Origin of the sequence: Parasegetibacter sp. NRK P23, assembly GCF_023721715.1 — a bacterium.
Taxonomy (GTDB): domain Bacteria; phylum Bacteroidota; class Bacteroidia; order Chitinophagales; family Chitinophagaceae; genus Parasegetibacter.
Window position 1 is genome coordinate 3797751 of the sequence record NZ_JAMDLG010000001.1, and the last position, 19387, is coordinate 3817137.

Annotated in this window: 17 protein-coding genes; 5 read left to right on the forward strand and 12 right to left on the reverse strand. The window is 49.4% G+C overall.

What is annotated here, in order from left to right; all coding sequences use genetic code 11:
• The first annotated feature begins 98 nt into the window (after positions 1 to 98).
• Positions 99 to 563, forward strand: coding sequence for an Lrp/AsnC family transcriptional regulator (locus tag M4J38_RS15390; RefSeq protein ID WP_251760662.1), 465 nt, complete (start codon positions 99 to 101; stop codon positions 561 to 563).
• Here M4J38_RS15390 and polA read toward each other — a convergent pair.
• The 5 genes from polA to uvrB form a co-directional block, all read right to left on the reverse strand.
• Positions 560 to 3397 (reverse strand): DNA polymerase I, encoded by a 2838-nt coding sequence (polA, locus tag M4J38_RS15395; RefSeq protein ID WP_251760664.1) that lies wholly within the window; start codon positions 3395 to 3397, stop codon positions 560 to 562. The genes M4J38_RS15390 and polA overlap by 4 nt on opposite strands.
• A gap of 103 nt (positions 3398 to 3500) precedes the next feature.
• Positions 3501 to 3713, reverse strand: coding sequence for a hypothetical protein (locus M4J38_RS15400; protein ID WP_251760666.1), 213 nt, complete (start codon positions 3711 to 3713; stop codon positions 3501 to 3503).
• Positions 3714 to 3917: 204 nt separating this feature from the next.
• A complete protein-coding gene (locus tag M4J38_RS15405) occupies positions 3918 to 4661 on the reverse strand; it encodes a ParA family protein (protein WP_251760667.1) in 744 nt (247 codons plus the stop codon).
• A 74-nt stretch (positions 4662 to 4735) separates the two neighbouring features.
• Positions 4736 to 5224, reverse strand: coding sequence for a DUF6169 family protein (locus tag M4J38_RS15410; RefSeq protein ID WP_251760669.1), 489 nt, complete (start codon positions 5222 to 5224; stop codon positions 4736 to 4738).
• Positions 5225 to 5424: 200 nt separating this feature from the next.
• Positions 5425 to 7464, reverse strand: a complete 2040-nt coding sequence (gene uvrB / locus M4J38_RS15415; protein ID WP_251760670.1) for an excinuclease ABC subunit UvrB — start codon at positions 7462 to 7464, stop codon at positions 5425 to 5427.
• A gap of 159 nt (positions 7465 to 7623) precedes the next feature.
• On the opposite strand from uvrB, the gene M4J38_RS15420 reads away from it, so the two are divergent.
• Complete coding sequence (locus M4J38_RS15420; protein ID WP_251760671.1) at positions 7624 to 8265, forward strand: DUF4136 domain-containing protein; 642 nt, start codon at positions 7624 to 7626, stop codon at positions 8263 to 8265.
• 11 nt (positions 8266 to 8276) lie between these two features.
• Entirely contained in the window at positions 8277 to 8891 is a 615-nt protein-coding gene (locus tag M4J38_RS15425; RefSeq protein ID WP_251760673.1) for an outer membrane beta-barrel protein, read from the forward strand.
• Between the two features lie 78 nt (positions 8892 to 8969).
• On the opposite strand, the gene M4J38_RS15430 is transcribed toward M4J38_RS15425, so the two are convergent.
• Both M4J38_RS15430 and M4J38_RS15435 read right to left on the reverse strand, forming a co-directional pair.
• Complete coding sequence (locus M4J38_RS15430; RefSeq protein WP_251760674.1) at positions 8970 to 9695, reverse strand: DUF1080 domain-containing protein; 726 nt, start codon at positions 9693 to 9695, stop codon at positions 8970 to 8972.
• 36 nt (positions 9696 to 9731) lie between these two features.
• A complete protein-coding gene (locus M4J38_RS15435) occupies positions 9732 to 10463 on the reverse strand; it encodes a ThuA domain-containing protein (RefSeq protein WP_251760676.1) in 732 nt (243 codons plus the stop codon).
• 152 nt (positions 10464 to 10615) lie between these two features.
• Here M4J38_RS15435 and M4J38_RS15440 point away from each other — a divergent pair, with 152 nt between their 5' ends.
• Positions 10616 to 11413, forward strand: coding sequence for a glycerophosphodiester phosphodiesterase family protein (locus tag M4J38_RS15440; RefSeq protein ID WP_251760677.1), 798 nt, complete (start codon positions 10616 to 10618; stop codon positions 11411 to 11413).
• Position 11414: 1 nt separating this feature from the next.
• Positions 11415 to 12569, forward strand: a complete 1155-nt coding sequence (locus tag M4J38_RS15445) for a methionine aminotransferase (RefSeq protein ID WP_251760678.1) — start codon at positions 11415 to 11417, stop codon at positions 12567 to 12569.
• Between the two features lie 178 nt (positions 12570 to 12747).
• Here the strand turns inward: M4J38_RS15445 and M4J38_RS15450 are convergent, their stop codons facing one another.
• The 5 genes from M4J38_RS15450 to M4J38_RS15470 all read right to left on the reverse strand — a co-directional run bounded on the left by M4J38_RS15450 (position 12748) and on the right by M4J38_RS15470 (position 19339).
• A complete protein-coding gene (locus M4J38_RS15450) occupies positions 12748 to 13668 on the reverse strand; it encodes an AraC family transcriptional regulator (protein ID WP_251760679.1) in 921 nt (306 codons plus the stop codon).
• Positions 13669 to 13723: 55 nt separating this feature from the next.
• Positions 13724 to 14806, reverse strand: a complete 1083-nt coding sequence (locus tag M4J38_RS15455) for a mannose-1-phosphate guanylyltransferase (RefSeq protein ID WP_251760680.1) — start codon at positions 14804 to 14806, stop codon at positions 13724 to 13726.
• Between the two features lie 54 nt (positions 14807 to 14860).
• Positions 14861 to 15817 (reverse strand): SIS domain-containing protein, encoded by a 957-nt coding sequence (locus tag M4J38_RS15460; protein ID WP_251760681.1) that lies wholly within the window; start codon positions 15815 to 15817, stop codon positions 14861 to 14863.
• Positions 15814 to 17349, reverse strand: a complete 1536-nt coding sequence (locus M4J38_RS15465) for a GH3 auxin-responsive promoter family protein (RefSeq protein WP_251760682.1) — start codon at positions 17347 to 17349, stop codon at positions 15814 to 15816. Before M4J38_RS15465 ends, M4J38_RS15460 begins: the two co-directional genes overlap by 4 nt.
• Positions 17350 to 17419: 70 nt before the next feature.
• The gene (locus M4J38_RS15470) at positions 17420 to 19339 is read right to left on the reverse strand and encodes a glycosyltransferase family 2 protein (protein ID WP_251760683.1); all 1920 of its coding nucleotides are present in this window, start codon (positions 19337 to 19339) and stop codon (positions 17420 to 17422) included.
• Positions 19340 to 19387: the final 48 nt, after the last annotated feature.

A 19387-nucleotide genomic window follows, 5' to 3' on the forward strand; every position in this document is an offset into this window, starting at 1 on the left:
GGCGCACATTGCGGGCAACGTCTCCGGCAACACGGCAGGAGGAATGATTCCGGTTTTATGGGGGAATTTCCGGAATTTTGCGGTTCTAACACCGGATTATGGAGCTACTTGATGCCACCGATAAGCGTATCCTTGAATTGTTACAGGAAGATGCCACCCTTAGCGTTAAAGCTATTGCGGGGACCATCGGCCTTACGGTATCTCCCACTTACGACCGCATCAGCCGGCTCAAAAAGGAGGGCATCGTTCAGAAACAGGTGATGCTGGTGAGCAGGGAGAAAGTGGGTTTGAATGTGAGCGCCCTCTGCCTCATCAACCTGAAGGAACACTCTTCGGAACTGGCCCGCGCCTTCGAGGAAAGCGCCGGAGCGCTCCGCGAAGTCACCGAGATCAGCCGCCTCTCCGGCAATTTCGATTATATGCTGAAAGTGGTAATGCCGGACCTCGCCGCTTACAACAGTTTCCTCGAACAAAAACTCGCCCCGCTCCCGAATATCCGGCAGGTACAGAGTTGTTTTGAAATGAAAGAAGTGAAGCGGGAAACGGCGCTCCCGCTGGTTTAATGTGCTTCCAGCCAGTTCTGGCCCATTCCCAGTTCGGCTTCCACCGGAACTTCGTGCGGCAGTTCCAGGGCTGAACGCATACAATCCAGTATTACGGGGCGGATAATATCCACCTCTTCTTTTACCGCATCAAAAACCAATTCATCGTGTACCTGGAGTATCATCCTGGAACGGTATCCTTCCTGTTGGAAACGTTCGTGGATCTTTATCATCGCCAGCTTGATCATGTCGGCGGCGGTGCCCTGAATAGGTGAGTTGATGGCGTTGCGTTCCGCGAAGCCGCGCACGGTGAAGTTGGCGGAGTTGATGTCTTTTAACCAGCGTTTCCTTCCCATCAGCGTTTGAACATAGCCGTTTTCCTTTGCGAAATTTTTCTGGTCGTCCATGTATTTTTCGATGAAGGGGAACTGCAATTTGTAGTTGTCGATGATCTGTTTTGCTTCGGAACGACTGATGCCGAGGTTTTCGGCCAGGCCGAAAGCCCCCTGTCCGTAGATGATGCCGAAGTTCACGCTTTTCGCCTTGTAGCGCATTTCTTTTGTCACCTCCGACTCGTCCACGTTGTACACTTTGGCGGCGGTGGCGGTGTGGATGTCTTTACCGGAACGGAAAGCCTCGCACATATTGGGATCGCCGCTGATGGCGGCCACAATGCGCAGTTCTATCTGGGAATAATCGGCGCTGAGCAATACCCTGCTTTCATCGCGGGGGATGAAGGCCTTCCGGATCTCCCTGCCGCGGTTGGTACGGATGGGTATGTTCTGCAGGTTGGGATTGTTGCTGGAAAGCCTTCCGGTAACGGCCACCGCCTGCGCGTAACTGGTGTGCACGCGACCAGTTTTACGGTTGATCATCAGCGGGAGCGCATCCACGTAGGTGGATTTCAATTTGGTGAGTTCCCGGAAAGCCAGGATATCGTCCACGATCTTGTTTTGGGCAGCAAGTTTCAGCAACACATCTTCTCCCGTGGCGTATTGACCGGTCTTTGTTTTTTTCGCTTTGGGATCAAGTTTCAGTTTTTCGAACAGCACTTCCCCCAGTTGTTTGGGAGAAGCCAGGTTGAAACGAACGCCTGCCTGTTCATATACGGCCTCTTCGTGTTCTTTGGCCTGTTTTTCAAGCGTACCGGAATATTCTGAAAGAAAGTTCACATCAATTTTCACCCCTTCATATTCCATGTTGGTGAGCACTTCCACCAACGGGTTTTCTACTTTAAAGAATACATTCTCCACCTCCTTCTTTTTGAGCAGGGGAACGAAAACATGTTTGAGTTGCAGCGTGATATCAGCATCTTCGGCGGCGTACTCCTTGATCTTTTCAGGTTCCACATCACGCATGTTGCCCTGGTTCTTTCCTTTCTTGCCGATGAGGTCTTCGATGGGAATAGGCTCATATCCCAGGAACTGGGCGCTCAGCAGGTCCATGCTTCTTCTGCCCTCAGGCTCTATCAGGTAGTGGGCCAGCATGGTATCGAAGAGGTTTCCCTTCCATACAATGCCGTACCACTTCAGCACCAGCATATCGTATTTGAGGTTCTGCCCTACCCAGGTAACGTCTTTCCGCTCCCAGAGCGGCGTAAAAAGACGGATGATCTCCTGGGTTTTTTCCTGGTCGGGAGGGGTGGGAACATACCAGGCTTCGCCTTGTTTAATGGCGAAACTCATGCCCACCATTTCCACATCGTTGGCATCGGTACCGGTGGTTTCCGTATCGAAACAGATTTCCGGTTCTTTCCTTAAAATTTCTACCAGTGCAAGGATGGCTTCCGTTCCTTCAACAAGTGTATAATTATGGGGGGTATTGGAAATGTTTTTTTCGGAGAACAGGTTCTGTTCCACTTCAGCTTCTTCACCGGCAGCTTCTTTCGGTGCGGCTTTGGCTTGCTTTGGCGCAGCTCCGGCCACCGCGTTTCCGAAGAGATCCGTCTGCACACCTTCAGGCGCGGCGCTGAACACATTAAACCCTTCGCCCAAAATCCTTTTCCCAAGTGTTTTGAATTCCAGTTCTGTGAACGCTTCCACCAATGCTTCCGTGTTCCATTCTTTCAGCCTGAAATCTTCCTCATGAAATTCAACGGGCAGTTCTGTAATAATAGTGGCCAGTTGCTTGCTCATCACGGCAAGTTCCTTTCCATTGCGTACTTTTTCGCCGAGGGCGCCTTTGATGGAATCCGCATTGGCGAGCACATTTTCGAGGGTTCCGTATTCCGCGAGCAGTTTTGCCGCAGTCTTTTCACCTACGCCTGGAATACCAGGGATATTGTCCACGGCATCACCCATCAAACCGAGGATATCGATTACCTGGGAAACATCTTTGATGTTCCATTTCTCGCAGACTTCTTTGGGGCCGAGAATTTCTTCTTTTCCCCCCTGATATGGCGGTTTATAGATCTTTATATTTTCTGAAACCAGTTGCCCGTAGTCTTTATCGGGGGTTACCATGAACACTTCGTATCCGTGTTTTTCAGCCTGTTTGGCGAGTGCGCCGATTACATCATCCGCTTCGTATCCGTCCAGTTCCATCACGGGGATATTAAAGCCGCGGATGATCTTTTTGATATCGGGCAGCGCGGAGAGCAGGTCTTCGGGTGCTTCCTGCCGGTTGGCCTTGTATTCGATGAAGCCGGTATGCCGCTCGGTGGGCGCTTCTGTATCGAAGCAAACCGCCATGTGGGTAGGCTTCTCCTTGTTGATGAGGTCGTATATGGTGGTAGTGAAACCGAACTGCGCGTTTGTGTTCCTGCCGGAAGAAGTGATCCTTGGGTTGCGTATCAACGCGTAATATGCACGGTAAATAAGCGCGAGTGCGTCCAGTAGAAAAAGTTTCTTGCTCATGCCGCTAAATTAGGCAAATGGAACAGCAAGAAGCGCCGGAAAATAAAAAACCGTCGCGCGATGGGCGTGACGGCCGGCTGAACAAAAGAAAAACACTAAGGACTTACCTCGCTGTTTTAAAAGTAACGTTCGACTCCTGGCTCGCAGGGTATTCTCCCGTTTTATTTCCGGCTTCTATTTTTTCAGCGGTATCAGGTGTATTGGTTTTAGTGGCCGAGGCGGTGGTTTCCTCCATTTCATCCAGTGAAAGGAACACGTTCAGGTAGGTGGAAAATGCCAGCATCACGATAGCGGCCCAACTCACAATTCGTTTCATCCCGAAATTTTTTTAAGGTTTATATCTGGTCCGATTTCCCCGTGCCTCCCAGGCCGTATCCATCGTAACAGTGGTTTGGTTAATGATTCTGAAGTAAAAGTAATACACTGATTCTTAACTCCAAACGCCCCTAACAAAATCGGGTGATTTCACCTAGACGGCAATACCGTATTTTTACTGTGCGGTCACGGAGGTTTTCGTAAACTATTCTAGTACACCTTCTTTTATTTCCTGCCAGAGGTCCGAATAACACTGGGCCGCGTAGCTGGAGCGGGCAAAAACGGCTACTGGTGCCTGGTGGATGCCCATTTTTTCCACGTCGGAGAGGTAGGGTATAAAGTTCCAGAAGAAGCGGTTGTCTTTGTAAAGCTCTTCCATGATATCCTGGTGCATAGACTTTCTCCTGTCCACCATCGTGAAGAAGCACATCATCTTAGAGAGATCGAGTTCGCGTTCCTCAAAGTAGTCTTTCACAATCTGGTAGGTGCGTACGGAAAGCGTGGTGGGGATGGTGGGCATCAGGATGATATCCGCGGCGATAAAGATATTTTCCGACAACACCGAAAAGCCAGGCGGGCAATCAATGAACACAAAATCATATTCGCCTTCCAGTTCCTGGATAATGCTTTTTAATCTTTTTTTAGATGATTTCAAGTCCCCGAGAATGATGTCCAGGTTCCTTGCCGAGATATCAGCCGGAATGATGTCGATGTTTTCATAATCGGTGGCCATGATCACTTCTTCCAGTGCGATTTCTTTGCTCATCAGTTTTTTCATCCCGCCTTTCACCCTGGGCTTAGCCTGGTAGTAAAAGGTGGTGGACCCTTGAGGATCTAAGTCCCAGAGCAGGGTTTTATAGCCATCCTGTGCGGCGAGCCAGGCAAAGTTCACGCAGGAAGCGGTTTTTCCGACTCCTCCTTTGAGGTTGTACAAAGCAATGGTTACCATGGGCCCCGGTTTTATATTGAAACATGTTTACAGTTCAATATATGAATTTTCGGGGGAAGAAGGAAACTGATGAACTACTTGATTGACGCTATTTTATAGAGATCAATGAAGGCTTCGATAAAATCTTCGAGTTTTGGATTTTTCCTATGCACAAGGATAGCATTGAAAATTTTTGTTCCTTCCATGTTGGCCTCTCCGTTCACTTTTAAAATCGTGTCATCACCAAAAAAAGAAAACCAGCTATCGAATTTTCTTTTTCTTGCTAGCTGCCTGTTGTCCAGGCTATCACAAACATAGATCGCGACATTATTTATCTGTGCGAAAAAATGAAGAAACATGTTATGTACCGTTAACCCAATCCTCCGATCAGATCCAACATTACTCCCTTGAGATCGTTCAACCTCATCAATGTTAAACGAATAGACTTTTTCCTGTTTTAAAGAAGCATAATCTTCAAACAAATAAGAGGTGTCCAGGAAATAGATTTTATATCGGACCCCTTGATCCGTTATGAACTCATAAGAAAGTTCATCATTTTCGTAAAGTTGATAGGGGCTTAACAAATCTGAACTTATCCTTTAACTCCTCAATTTTCTTTCCCTCTGCCAGATGTTTTTGAATAGCCCGCTTCTCTTCAATCATTTTCTTGAAGAGTCTTGCTCCCTTGGAGCTTTTCGCATTAGCCGTGCTATTCGTTTTTTTCATATTCACTACAAAAGTATATCAACTTTCCAATACCCGCCAAACAGAAAAACACCTACTCTTACGATGTTGTTTTCATCATTTCCAATTGTTTCTGCATGGCGAACATTTCATCGCGCAACCTTGCCGCTTCCATGAAATCCAGGTCCCGCGCGGCTTTTTCCATGGCCTTCTTCACTTCTTTGATGGCTTTTTCCATTTGAGGAACGGTCTGGTAAACGCCTTCTTCTTCGGCGGCGAGTATGGGTTTGGTTTCCATCACCGCATATTTTGAATCGGGATCAAATCCTTTGATGTCCAGCACGGATGTCTGAGCAAACACCTGTTCCTTCGATTTCACCACGGTTCTTGGTGTGATGCCGTGCTCCAGGTTATAAGCGATCTGTTTTTCGCGCCGGCGTGTGGTTTCATCGATGGTGCGCTGCATACTTTCCGTCATTTTATCCGCATAGAAAATCACAAGACCATCAACGTTTCTTGCCGCACGGCCAGCGGTTTGGGTAAGTGATTTTTCGTTCCGGAGAAACCCTTCCTTATCCGCATCCAGTATGGCCACGAGCGATACTTCGGGAAGATCGAGTCCCTCTCTCAGCAAATTCACGCCCACGAGCACATCAATTTCCCCTAAACGCAGTTGCCGGAGAATTTCCACCCGGTCCAGTGTATCCACTTCGCTGTGGATGTATTTCGATTTGATGTTGATGCGGTGCAGGTATTTGTCCATTTCTTCGGCCATGCGTTTGGTGAGTGTGGTTACCAACACGCGGTCGCCTTTTTTCACCCGCTTATCGATTTCGTCGAGGAGGTCATCAATCTGGTTGGTGCTGGGGCGCACTTCAATGGGCGGATCCAATAACCCGGTTGGACGCACCACCTGTTCCACCACGATACCCTCGGTTTTTTCCAGTTCGTAATCACCGGGCGTGGCGGAAACGAATACCACCTGGTTGAGCAGGGATTCGAATTCATAGAAGTTCAGTGGCCTGTTGTCTAATGCGGAGGGCAAACGGAAGCCGAAATCCACGAGGTTCAGTTTACGGCTCCGGTCGCCGCCATACATCCCACTCACCTGGGGAATGGTCTGGTGGCTCTCATCGATCACACAAAGAAAATCGTTGGGAAAATAATCCAGCAGGCAGAAGGGCCTTGTTCCCGGTGCACGCCGGTCGAAGAAGCGGGAATAGTTTTCCACGCCATTGCAATAGCCCAGTTCGCGGATCATTTCCAGGTCGTAGTTCACTCTTTCACTCAGTCTCTGCGCTTCAATATATTTCCCTGAATTTTTGTAGTACTCCACCTGTGCCGCCAGTTCATCCTGGATTTCGTTGAGCACCTGCTGCAGAATATCTTTCGGGGCCAGGTAAAGGTTTGCGGGGAAAATGGCCGCGTTGTCCATTTTCCCGATGCGTTTCCCGGTTTCGGTATCAAAACTTTCTATCTCTTCGATTTCATCGCCGAAAAAACTGATGCGGTAGCCGAAATCCACATACGGCAGGTTAATGTCTACCGTATCGCCTTTTACCCTGAAGGTGCCCCGTGTAAATTCCGTTGTGGTACGGTGGTACAACGAGTTCACCAATGCGTGTAAAAAACCCTGTCTGCTCAGTACTTGTCCCTGGTGAATACGGATGATCCCGTTTTCGTAATCCGTGGGGTTACCCATACCATAAATACAGCTTACGCTCGCCACGATAATAATATCCCTCCTGCCGCTGAGCAGTTGGGAGGTGGCCTGAAGCCTGAGTTTGTCCAGTTCTTCATTGATGGCAAGGTCCTTTTCAATATAAGTATCACTTACGGGGATGTATGCTTCGGGCTGGTAATAATCGTAGTAAGAAACGAAATAACCTACCGCGTTATCGGGGAAAAACTGTTTGAACTCACCGTACAACTGGGCCACCAGGGTTTTGTTGTGGGTGAGCACCAATGTTGGTTTCTGCACGTTCTGGATCACATTCGCCATGGTGAATGTTTTCCCCGATCCGGTTACCCCGAGTAACGTCTGAAACTTCTCTCCGTTGTCTATTCCTTCTGTTAATTGCTGAATGGCCGTGGGCTGGTCGCCCGCCGGCGTATATGGTGAATGGATTTTGAATGGCATGTTTCAAAATTAAGCAAATCAGGGCGCAAATCGACCCTTATGGCGCGTTGCTTTAAGAGGGTGTTAACATCCGGCGGCCTGAACTTTGCATCTTGTTCCTGTACTTATCTATGGCCGTTTCAGATCAGCCGGATTTCTAACCTAAATCGCTTGTATATCATGACAAAAAACACGCTATTCTACGCGGGCATCGGTGCCTTACTCGCACTTACAGGTTGCCGGAAAGACCCGCTCAATAACCTGACCAGTGAGGAATCACGGGTGTATATTACGAACCGCGACGCCTCGGCGCAATTTAGTTCTTACGGCACTTACAGCCTGGTAGACTCCATTGCGGTGATTTCCGCCAACGGACAGTTTAAACAACGGACTTCGGCAGATGCGGACCTCCTCAATACCATAGAAACGGAGATGAACAAAAGAGGTTACCGGAGAGTGGAAAGAACCGAGAATCCCGATCTGGGGTTGAACGTTTCCAAAATCGACGTTTCCGTTACCAGCATCGTTCCCGATTATTACCCCGGCTACTGGAGTATGTATGATGCGTATTGGGATCCATTTTACTGGGGTTATGGCGGGTACAACTATTTCTTCCCGACCTTCTATAATGTGTTCAATACGCAGGTTTCTTCCATCAGTATCGACATGATCGACCTGGAAAACGCGGCCACCAGTAACAACCAGTTGAAAGTGATCTGGAACGCTCAGTTGGAGGGCGATAACATACTTGCCCCGGCAGCGGCCAGGTTGGCCGTGGTTTCGGCTTTTGATCAGTCTGCCTACCTTGGTACGAATCCTTAAACTTTTAAGCAATGAACAGATTAGCAATAATTATAATGGCGATTTCCGGACTGGCATTCCCATCCATTTCCGCAAAAGCACAGGAAAAAATGAGACTTAAAATACAATATAGTCCAAGCCAGCCTTTGGGCGGCATGAAAAACTATATCGATAAAACGAGTATGAACGGATGGGGCGCCGCACTGGACCGTACCATCAATACCAACTGGCACGCCGGTTTACAGGTTGGCTTCCAGGATCATTATAAAAAACTACCCCGCCAGCTTTATGTGGATGGAGAGCAAACGGTTTCCGCGGTACAAACCCGCAGCATCCAGGTGGTACCCGTTCAATTGTACGGCAGCTACTATTGGGGAGAGGAAGGAAAGATAAGGCCCTATGCCACCCTCGCCGCAGGCGGTGGTTTTGTGCGGAACGACCTGTTTTGGGGGCAGTTCAATTCCCGCGACAACGGATTTGTATTTACGGCCAGCCCGGGAGCCGGGGTATCCCTTCCCATCGGCAGGTATAAAAGTTCCATGCTCCAGTTCGGAATACAATATAACTACGTACCTTACCGTTATGAAGACGTGGAGAACCTGAATACCCTGCAGGCAAATGTAGGGATCGCCTTTCCACTTCGTTAATGTTTAAAAAAATGGGACAAAGAAGAAAGCCACTTCAGTAAATTGAAGTGGCTTTTTTCTTTCCTAAAATTTCTTCGTTTACAGGTTCCTGATCCAGATGTTCCGGAAACTTACGGGGTTACCGTGGTCCTGTAATGCGATGGGCGCGTTGCCATGCGCTTTGTAAGCGGGCTTTCCGATATACACCGTTTCTCCCTTTATTTCCACGTGATTTTGCACGAGGATGCCATTATGCACCACTGTAACATAAGCGGGTTTTTCCAGGGTTCCGCTGGCGGAAAAACGCGGTGCGGTGAAAAAGATGTCGTACACCTGCCATTCTGTTGGCGGCAAAGTAGCATTGGCTAAGGGAATATGTTGTTTGTAAATGCTCGTAGCCTGTCCGTTCGCATAGGTTTTGTTGTTATAGGAATCCAGCACCTGTACCTCGTACAAGCCCATGAGGAATATCCCGCTGTTGCCGCGGCCCTGTCCTTCACCTTTTACAACCGCGGGGCTTTTCCACTCTACGTGCAATTGGCAGTCGCCGAAAGCCTGTTTGGTTTGAATGTCTCCCTTTCCCGGGGCTACGGTGAAAGAACCATCCGCGTTGACGGTCCATTGCGCGGGTCCTCCGGCTTTGGCGCTCCATTGGTCAAGAGCGTTTCCACCGAAAAGCACGATGGCGTCGGAAGGAGCCGCGGTGCCTTTGCCAGGAGTTACCAGTTTAACATCCTGCCACACTTCCGTGGCCTTCGGGTCAGTTTGTGCCTGTGCGGCGGAAAACGCCAGCGCGAGACAGGTGATGCTTGCTATTCTTTTCATCTGCGTTGTTTTGTTTATGCTGAAAAATGGTGTGTATTACTTTCCCATGGCATATTGTATGCCACCGAGTATATGCTTTAGGAATGCAGGTTCGGTATACGATTCTTTCGTGTGCCCCAGACCGGTGTACCATACTCTTCCGCCCTCAAATTCATGGTACCAGGCAATCGGGTGCTCCTTCCCCATGCGGCCGCCTTTGTAAGAACTTTCATCCAGCTTCATCAGTATTTTAACGGATGGATTGAATGTTTTATAATCATACCATTCGTCTTTTCTTTCCCATATTTCGGGGAGATGCGCGGTGGAAATATGTTTGCGGTCGGTAACAACAATCTTTGCTTTTTGCTGATGGGGATGGGAGTTGAAATACGCGCCAGCCATTTGTCCGTACCAGCTCCATTCATATTCACAATCCGTGGCCGCGTGGATGCCCGCATAGCCGCCCCCGTTCCTGATGTACTGCTGCAACGCGTTCTGCTGTCCTTCATTCAGCACGTCTCCCGTGGGAGAAAGAAAAATAATGGCCGCGAAACGTTTTAATGTATCAGGATGGAACATGGCCGCGTCTTCCGTAGCTTCTACCCCGAAGCGGTTGCTGTCGCCCAACGCACGGATCGCTTTGATGCCATCGGGAATACTCTCATGGCGGAAACCCGCTGTTTTTGAGAAGACCAATACTTTGGGTTGAGATTTGAGCTGCGACTTCGATGTACCGCAGGCTGCGATCAGAAAGATCAGGGACAGAACAGGGAAGAATGCTTTTTTCATCTGGCTTGCCGTGGTTATTTAAGTAAAACAAACCTACAACATTTCACCTGAAACTGTTTACCGATAATTAAAGTAAAGAATCAGACTACTACCCTATTTTTACATCCTACAAGATAGAACGATTGAAACCGGTATAGCCGAAAAAACACACCATGAAAAAAGCAGGAACCTTTGCCGCAGCCGTTTTGCTATTTGCGGCGTGCTCCACTACAAAGCAGATGAATAAGTCATTTCATTTTGAAGCAAACAAAACAGTGGCGCACCGCGGCGCCTTCAAAGCCAAAGGACTTCCTGAGAACTCTATCGCGGCACTGAAGGAGGCCATCGCACTGCGTTGCGAAGGATCGGAGTTCGACGTGCACCTTACCGCAGATGATTCCCTCGTGGTGAACCACGATCACACTTTTTTCGGCATGCACATCGAGAAAAGTACTTACCAGGAACTTCTTTCAAAAAAACTGCCGAACGGAGAGCCCATCCCCACTGTACGGGAATACCTTCAAACCGGTATGCGGCAACGCTCCACACGTCTGGTGCTGGAAATAAAACCGTCTTCCGTCAGCAAAGAACGTGGTCAGAAAACCGCCGCCGCCGTGGCGAAAATGGTGGAAGAACTGAAGGCGCAGCCCTGGATCGTGTACATCAGTTTCGATTACGATATCCTCAAAACATTGCACCGGCTTCAGCCCGGCATTCCTTCCCAATACCTCAACGGAGATAAAAGTCCCGAACAATTAAAGGCAGATGGCATATCAGGTGCGGATTACCATTTCTCCGTTTTCCAAAAAAATCCCAAATGGATCGAAAGCGCCCACGCCAACAAGATTGTATTGAACGCATGGACCGTAAACGATGCCGCCACCATGCGCTGGCTCTTAGACAAGCAATTCAGGTATATCACCACGAATGAACCTGAACTATTATTGAAAGAAGTCGCGCAAACAAAATAACATGATGTTTACCTCCAAACTGCCCAATGTAGGCACCACCATCTTTACCGTGATGAGCGCACTGGCAGCGGAACACAAGGCCGTGAACCTGGGACAGGGTTTTCCTGATTTTCCAATGGAACCCGCACTCCCGGAATTGGTGCACCGCGCCATGCTGGATGGCTGGAACCAATACACCCACACCAACGGATATGCGCCGTTACGGGAAGTGCTGGCGAAAAAAATAAAACTCCTTTACCAGGCGGAAGTGCATCCCGAAACCATGATCACCATTACGCCGGGCGGTACTTACGCCATCTACTCCGCCTTCACGGCGGTACTGCGTCCCGGCGATGAAGTCATCGTGTTCCAGCCCTGCTATGATAGTTATGTTCCCAATATTGAACTCAACGGCGCCACGCCGGTATTCGTTAACCTGGAGTTCCCCGATTATCGCATCAACTGGGAGAAAGTAAAAGAAAAGATTACACCCCGCACCCGCATGATCGTTCTAAATTCTCCACACAATCCAACAGGAGCGGTACTTTCAGCAGAAGATATTGCAGCGCTCCGCGAACTGGTGGCGGGAACCGATATCTTATTGCTTTCAGATGAAGTGTACGAACACCTTGTTTATAATGGGAAGCAACACCTTTCAATGCTCAGGTATCCCGATTTGCTGGCGCGCGCATTCGTTTGTTTTTCTTTCGGGAAAGTGTTCCATTGCACGGGCTGGAAGCTGGGTTATTGCGTGGCGCCGCCGGATTTAATGAGGGAGTTCCGCAAGGTGCACCAGTTCAACTGTTTCAGTTGTTTCAGTCCGGCCCAGGTTGCGCTCACAGCTTATTTTTCTGACCCATGGACATATTTGGGGCTCTCCGGTTTCATGGAGCAAAAGAAAATTTATTTCGGTCAACTCATGGCGGCAACGGCTTTCACACCCTTAGCAAGTCACGGCAGTTATTTTCAGTGCTTTTCCTACGAAAACATCAGCAAAGAACCCGCTATCGCATTCGCAAAACGGCTCACCACCGAAGCCGGTGTAGCGGCTATCCCCGTTTCCGCATTTTACCTGGACGGCACCGATGACCGGGTATTGCGCTTCTGCTTCGCGAAAAAAGAGGAGACGCTCGAGCAAGCGGTGGCCCTTCTGCAAAAGAAATTTCCCGCTCATTAGCCCACAAAAAAGCAGCGCCCGGAAACCCGGACGCCGCATAGTAGTGAACCCACCCTAAAACCAACATGAAGAAATTCTTCTATCTAAGGGCCATAGGCCTGATAATTCACAATGTGATATTTCAAAGTTAACCTTCAGGTTATATTTCCGCAGGTAGCTGGTGCAGAAGGAAAGGTATTTACGGCATGATGCCCGGGCCTTTTTCCCGGAACGCTTTCGGGGTAACCCCGGCAACGTTCTTGAAGAATTTCGTGAAGTTGGAGGTATCCTTAAAATGCAGGTGGTAAGAGATTTCGGAAACCGACATCTTTGTATTCCGCAACAATGTTTTCGCTTCCTGCACATACCTTTCGCGGATGATCTGCGTGGCCGTTTTGCCCGTTTGTTTTTTGATGAGATCACTTACATAATGCGGGTGAAGGTGCATTTCATCCGCAATCTGCTGGATGGTGACCTGGCCCTCCGCCTGGCTGGCCGCCATTTCGGTGAAATAGCGGTTGAGTTTTTCGAGGAAAAGCGCGGGAACAGGCGTGCGTTGCCTGTCGTTCAACGGCAAGATCTCCTGGTAGAGTTCCCTGCATTTGTAGAGCAGAATATGGATGTAGTGGAACAGGACCTTCATGCTGTGGGGATGGCCGCTGTTCAATTCAGTTTTTATCCGCAGGAACCATTCTTCGAGCTGGCAGGTTCTTTCTTCCTCCAACGACAGCACCACCTGCGCATCGGGCTGGAAAAAATCCATTTCATGCAAACTGTTCTCGGTAAACTGGAACTGGGAAAGATAATCGGGCGTAAAGAACAGCAGAAAGCCTTTCCAGTCGCTCATTTTATTGTAGGCACGGATATCCCAGGGCGAAGAGAAATACAGGCTTCCGCGTTTGATCTCATATTCATTTGAATTGATGGTAAGCCTTGCAGTGCCGCTGGTGATAAAGCCGATCACATAGGCGTTGAGCCGGAACGGTTTGATTTCGGGTACCTCCTGTACGGGATATTGCTCCAGTTCATAAAGCTCAAAATGGGGCTTTATGGCATGGATGCTGGCATTTTTTCGGAATGCCTCGTCGATGCTGGAAAAGTATGGAATGGGGCGGTCCACTCCTTCAAATTTAACCTTGAACTAAGTTAGCGTTCTGTTAATGTTGAAGTTATCCTTAGAGGAACCTGTCGCCTTTGTTGCGTTTTACTTCGGCCACATATTCCTTGATCTCCTGCTCTTTGTCTTTTTTACAGATCAGCAATACATCCTCCGTATCTACGATAATAAAATCGTCGAGGCCTTGTAAAACGAGCAGTTTATCTTCCGGTGCATGCACCATGCAGCGCGCGGAGTCGATGACCATCACCTGTTGGGAGGCGATGGCGTTGGCAAGGTGGTCCTTTTTAAGGTTATCGTAAGCACTGGCCCATGTACCGAGATCACTCCAGCCGAAGGAAGAGGGGATCACGTATACATTCGAGGCCTTTTCCATGATACCGTAGTCGATGGAGATATTGGTACACTGGGGGTAGATTCTTTCCAGCGCGTTCTTTTCTTCTGTGCCGGTGAGGTTTTCTTTTTCCAGGAAGAACATTTCGTGCATTTCCGGGAGGTGTTGTTCAAAGGCCTGAACAAGGTTTTTCACCATCCACACGAAGATGCCTGCGTTCCAGAGAAAGTCTCCGCTCTGGAGGAATGTTTTGGCCAGTTCCAGGTTCGGTTTTTCTGTGAAGGTCTTCACCTTATAAACGTTATGCGAAACCGCCTGCATTTCATACTGGATATAACCGTATCCTGTATTGGGGTGGGTGGGCTTAATGCCGAGTGTAACGAGGGCGTTGTGTTCCTTTACGAAGCCCTGGGCCTCGATGCACACTTTATTGAAACCGATGTTATCGAGAATGAGGTGATCGGCCGGTGCGCAGATGAGTGTGGCTTCCGGGTCGAGGGCGAGTAATTTATAAGAGATATAAGCCACGCAGGGCGCGGTATTCTTCCGGTATGGTTCAGCGAGAATGTTGTCGTGTTTCAGTTCAGGAAGTTGTTCCTTCACGATATCAACATACTCTTCCGCTGTTACCACGAAAATATTTTCGGCGGGTATGAAATGCGCGAAGCGGTCGTAAGTAGCCTGGATCAGCGTGCGGCCGGTATTGAGGATGTCAAGGAATTGTTTGGGGAAATTCGTTCTGCTCATGGGCCAGAATCTGCTGCCTATACCACCTGCCATTATCGCCACATACTGATGCTTGTTCATACCAGGATAATTGATTTTATTTTTAAGTGGCCCAAAGTACGCAAGTTTTATCCATTATATCAAGCCTTCCCGGATAAGATCATGGATGTGCAATATGCCGGCATAATTTCCGTTGCGGGTTACCAGCAGCTGGTTGATGTTGTGGGCGCGCATCAACGCAAGCGCATCAACGGCCAGCGCTTCTTCTCCGATGGTTTTGGGATTTTTCCCCGCTATATCTATCGCTTTGATACCGTTTAAATCTGTGGTGTTTTCCAGCATTCTTCTCACGTCTCCGTCGGTGATTACGCCCACCAGTGTACCGTTTTTTTCCGTAACGGCGGTGGCACCGAGTCTTTTCCTGGAGATCTCCACGATCACTTCTTTGAGTGTGGCGGTGGTTTCCACAACGGGTTTTTCATTGTGTACGGAGAGGTCGCCCACCCGCAGGTAGAGTTGTTTTCCGAGCATACCTCCCGGATGGTATTTGGCGAAATCCGCTCCGGTGAAGCCCTTCAGCTTCATCAGACAAACGGCGAGCGCATCACCCATCACCAGTTGCGCGGTGGTGCTGCTGGTGGGTGCCAGGTTGTTGGGACAGGCTTCCTGGCTCACCGTGGTATTCAGTACAAGATCGGCATTGCGCGCAAGGAAGGAACCGGTATTCCCCACCATGGCAATGATCTTATTGCCGAAGTTCCGTATCAGCGGTATCAGTACTTTTATTTCCGGGCTTTCACCGCTTTTACTGAGCACCATAACGGCATCGTTCACCTGAATCATGCCCAGGTCGCCGTGAATGGCATCAGCGGCGTGCATGAACAAGGCTGGCGTTCCTGTGGAGTTCAGTGTGGCCACGATCTTCTGCCCAATGATGGCGCTTTTGCCGATACCGGTAACCACTACACGACCGTTGTGCGTGTGAATGAATTCCACGGTCCGTTCAAAATCTTCATTGATGAATGCTTTCAAACCGGCCACGGATGTAGCTTCCAGGTCTATTGTATTGAGGGCGGTCTCCCTGATGTTCATGAGGTCGTTGTTTTTGCGGGCGCCACAAAGTTCTTCCAGTCTTCGTACATTTTTCCACGCAATACCCGCGGGAACTTGTGCTGACCACCCATTTTTCCTTTCAGGCGCATGAACTCCATAAAACGCTCTTCCGGCAAAACATCCAGGAAAACTTCTTTCAGGGCGCTTTTTCTTTCCACGGCGTAATCGTCGTTCAGGATATTCAGTTGCTCATCAATGGCCTTCCGGAGTTGGTCGGCATCTATCGTATCATCGCAGGCCACATACCAGTGGTGGGCGAAGAAATTATTATAAGGAACGCCGGCCACAGTGTATTCGGGAATGGACACGTTGAATTGTTCGCACACATTCTTCACGGCTTTGTTCATATTGTCCACGCTCAGGTGTTCTCCCACCAGTGAAAGAAAATGTTTGGTGCGGCCGGTGATCACGATCTCGCATCTTTCTTTGTCGGTGAAGCGCACGGTGTCGCCTATCAGGTAGCGCCATGCGCCAGCGCTGGTACTGAGCAGGATGGCATAGTCCTTTCCTTCCTCCACTTCATGTACCATCAGCGTTTCGGCGTTGGGAACGAGGTTGCCGTCGGCATCGAAATTTTTTTCGTTGAAGGGCACGAATTCGAAGAAGATGTGTTCGTTTACTGCGAGCCGCATGCCTTTGGCGTGTTGCCTGTCCTGGTAAGCGATGAAACCTTCGGAAGCGAGGTAGGTCTCTATATAGGTCATGGGTTTGCCCAGCAGTTTCTCGAATCCTTTTTTGTACGGTTCGAAAGAAACGCCGCCATGCACGAAGAACGCAAGGTTGGGCCACATATCGTGGATGGTCTTGAGGTTATAGCGTTCCACGATTTTTTCCATGCAGAGCTGCACCCATGCGGGAACGCCCACCACGAAGCCAATGTCCCAGTTGGGGGCTTCCTGTACAATATCTTCAATCTTGATGTTCCAGTCTTTTTCGCGGGCGATTTTTTTGCCCGGCTTATAAAATGGCTGGAACCAGAAGGGCGCTTTTTTTACGGTAATACCGCTGAGGTCTCCGGCATAATAGCCCGGACCTTTCTGCAAATCTGTACTGCCACCGAGGGTGAGCCATCCTTTGCCCACCGATTTCCAGGGAATATCTTCATACCCGCGGAGCGTGAGCAGTTGTTTGATCATGATCATCCGGTTGCCACGAAGCAGGTCGGAAGTGATGGGAATATATTTACTGGCAGATTCCGAGGTTCCGGAGGAAAGTGCATAGAACTTTATCTTGCCGGGCCAGCATACATCGGATTTGCCTTCCAGCGTTTTGTGCCACCATTGTTGGTAGATGCCGTTATAATCGTGCGTGGGAACGAGTTCCTGAAACTTTTTCCCCGGGTGGCGGCTGATAAGGATATTATCGAACTGGTACCGCTGCCCGAATTCGGTGAACCGGGCCTTCTTCAACAGCTTTTTCAACACGTTGATCTGCTGCCGTTTAGGAGAGTTCCCCGTAAGCCGGAGCGCTGCTGCCACTGATTTGGGTAACTTGATATCGAAGAAGGCCATCTAGTGATTTGGTGCTTTTAAAATATGCAAATGTACGGAACCCCTTTTAAAAGGCATTTTACAGGGTAAGTTACTGATTTTTAGCGCCGAGGTGGTAAAATCCTTTCCGCGTGAGCGCGATATCCCTGTTGAAGGAATATTCCAGCGAATAGTGTTTATCCAATGCTTCCAGTATTCCTGAGTTCATGGCTTTATTATGTGCTGATGGCCTGCTGGTGGTGGTGAGAATGCCCGGTGGTATACACGGAAGCTCTTTCCCCGATCCCGCATATCCGATCCATGTTCTCGCTCCGGAGAGGACCCTGAAAATATTCCGGAGTAAACCGAGGGGCCGCGGGATAATAAAAGCCAGCAAGGGCCAACTTAGGAGGAGGTACGAAGAGATCAGCACATCTGTTAGTCGTTTGTTCCTCCGCTCCCGGGGGGTGGCCAGCCGGGTGGAAAGCTCCGTTGAATACGCCTCGCCCGCTTCGTTGGCCGACTCGCTGCCTACAATACTTTCGCTTCCGGAAGCGGAATACAGGATGCGAACACCTTTGGGAAAGTTTTCCAGTTTCTGTAAAAAGGATTCCAAAGGAATTTCTCCAAAACAACAGATCACTTCGCCATAAGGAATCGTGGCATACAGTTGAAAATCCGCTTCTGTTTCCGGTGAAAAACTTCCGAGCAACTGGGTGTTTTTCCCGTTAGCGGCAATCAGTGCGCCCACTCTTTCGAGCTCCGGCTTTGTTCCTGCCACCAATGCCTCGTAAGGCAGCTTTTCTTTTTCTGCTTCCAGCACATCCAGGCCAACCAGGGCTTTCCTGTTCATCCAGGTGAACATATAAAATAACAACTGGGCCGAAGCCAGCATCCCGCGCGAAAAGCGCCATTCTTCCGGCAGCAATGCATACACAGACAATACCAACGGCAATTGAATCAGTGCGCAAAGCAAAATATTAACCGGGCGGAAACTTCTGTAATACAACCCACCCCAGTAATGGATGAGCATGGCCACCAGGGCCGATCCCAAAGCGGCTGCGGCCACCAGTTGGTGCTGGTAAGCGACCCCGGGTTTCATATAAGTTTGCCAAACCAGCAACAGGATGCCAAAGGATGCGAACATGCACAAAATATCGAGGATCGGTAACCCGGCTTTCAGCATAAAACGCCTGAGCGCCGAGAGGGCCGCTCTTCCGGAGATGGCCAGTTTGATCGCGGCACGGAAAAGCCGCACCTGCTGTCCCGAATAATGTTTCTCCACAAATACGCGCATGGCCTGATAGAACATGCGCACATAGTTCAGGCTTCCCTTGCGGGTACTTTCTCCTTTAAAATGAATGATGCGGACAGGAAGGTAGAAGTTTTTATACCCGGCTTTCTGTATGCGGAAACTCAGGTCAATGTCTTCCCCGTACATAAAAAAAGCCGGGTCGAAGCCGCCGGTCTTTTCCAGCACGGTTCTTTTCACCATCATAAAAGCGCCCGCAAGCACATCCACTTCCGCAGGTTCATTTTCGGGCAGGAAGCCCAGGTGATAACGCGCGAACCTTTTGGAACGGGGAAAAAGGGCAGAGAGACCAGTCAATTTATAAAACGAAGTGACTGGATCTGGAAAAGAACGTTTCGATTCCCGCAGGAACCTCCCGTTGCCATCCAACATGCGTACACCCACGGCACCCGCATCAGCATGTGTTTCCAGGAAACCGATGCAGGTGTCGAAGGCTTCCTTCGTTACCAATGTATCCGGGTTCAGGAACAGGATGTATTTGCCTTTTGCTTCCGCGAGCGCCCTGTTGTTCGCCTTTCCGAAGCCTTCATTCTCTTTATTCCGGATGAACCGCACCCAGGGAAACCGTGGCGGCAGGTAACGCATGCTGTTGTCGGCGGAAGCATTGTCCACCACAATTACTTCTCCCTGCGTTCCTTCCAGCGCATACTTCACCGAATGAAGACATTGCTCCAGGAAAAGTGGCACATTGTAATTGACGATCACGATACTGATGAGCATGTAAGGGCGCACGTTGTGAACACGAATTAAGCGGATTTGAAGCGGAGC

Coding starts and splice junctions, on each gene's coding strand:
- M4J38_RS15390 (WP_251760662.1), top strand. CDS start 99: ATGGAGCTACTTGATGCCACCGATAAGCGTATCCTTGAATTGTTACAG.
- polA (WP_251760664.1), bottom strand. CDS start 3,397: ATGAGCAAGAAACTTTTTCTACTGGACGCACTCGCGCTTATTTACCGT.
- M4J38_RS15400 (WP_251760666.1), bottom strand. CDS start 3,713: ATGAAACGAATTGTGAGTTGGGCCGCTATCGTGATGCTGGCATTTTCC.
- M4J38_RS15405 (WP_251760667.1), bottom strand. CDS start 4,661: ATGGTAACCATTGCTTTGTACAACCTCAAAGGAGGAGTCGGAAAAACC.
- uvrB (WP_251760670.1), bottom strand. CDS start 7,464: ATGCCATTCAAAATCCATTCACCATATACGCCGGCGGGCGACCAGCCC.
- M4J38_RS15420 (WP_251760671.1), top strand. CDS start 7,624: ATGACAAAAAACACGCTATTCTACGCGGGCATCGGTGCCTTACTCGCA.
- M4J38_RS15425 (WP_251760673.1), top strand. CDS start 8,277: ATGAACAGATTAGCAATAATTATAATGGCGATTTCCGGACTGGCATTC.
- M4J38_RS15430 (WP_251760674.1), bottom strand. CDS start 9,695: ATGAAAAGAATAGCAAGCATCACCTGTCTCGCGCTGGCGTTTTCCGCC.
- M4J38_RS15435 (WP_251760676.1), bottom strand. CDS start 10,463: ATGAAAAAAGCATTCTTCCCTGTTCTGTCCCTGATCTTTCTGATCGCA.
- M4J38_RS15440 (WP_251760677.1), top strand. CDS start 10,616: ATGAAAAAAGCAGGAACCTTTGCCGCAGCCGTTTTGCTATTTGCGGCG.
- M4J38_RS15445 (WP_251760678.1), top strand. CDS start 11,415: ATGATGTTTACCTCCAAACTGCCCAATGTAGGCACCACCATCTTTACC.
- M4J38_RS15455 (WP_251760680.1), bottom strand. CDS start 14,806: ATGAACAAGCATCAGTATGTGGCGATAATGGCAGGTGGTATAGGCAGC.
- M4J38_RS15460 (WP_251760681.1), bottom strand. CDS start 15,817: ATGAACATCAGGGAGACCGCCCTCAATACAATAGACCTGGAAGCTACA.
- M4J38_RS15465 (WP_251760682.1), bottom strand. CDS start 17,349: ATGGCCTTCTTCGATATCAAGTTACCCAAATCAGTGGCAGCAGCGCTC.
- M4J38_RS15470 (WP_251760683.1), bottom strand. CDS start 19,339: ATGCTCATCAGTATCGTGATCGTCAATTACAATGTGCCACTTTTCCTG.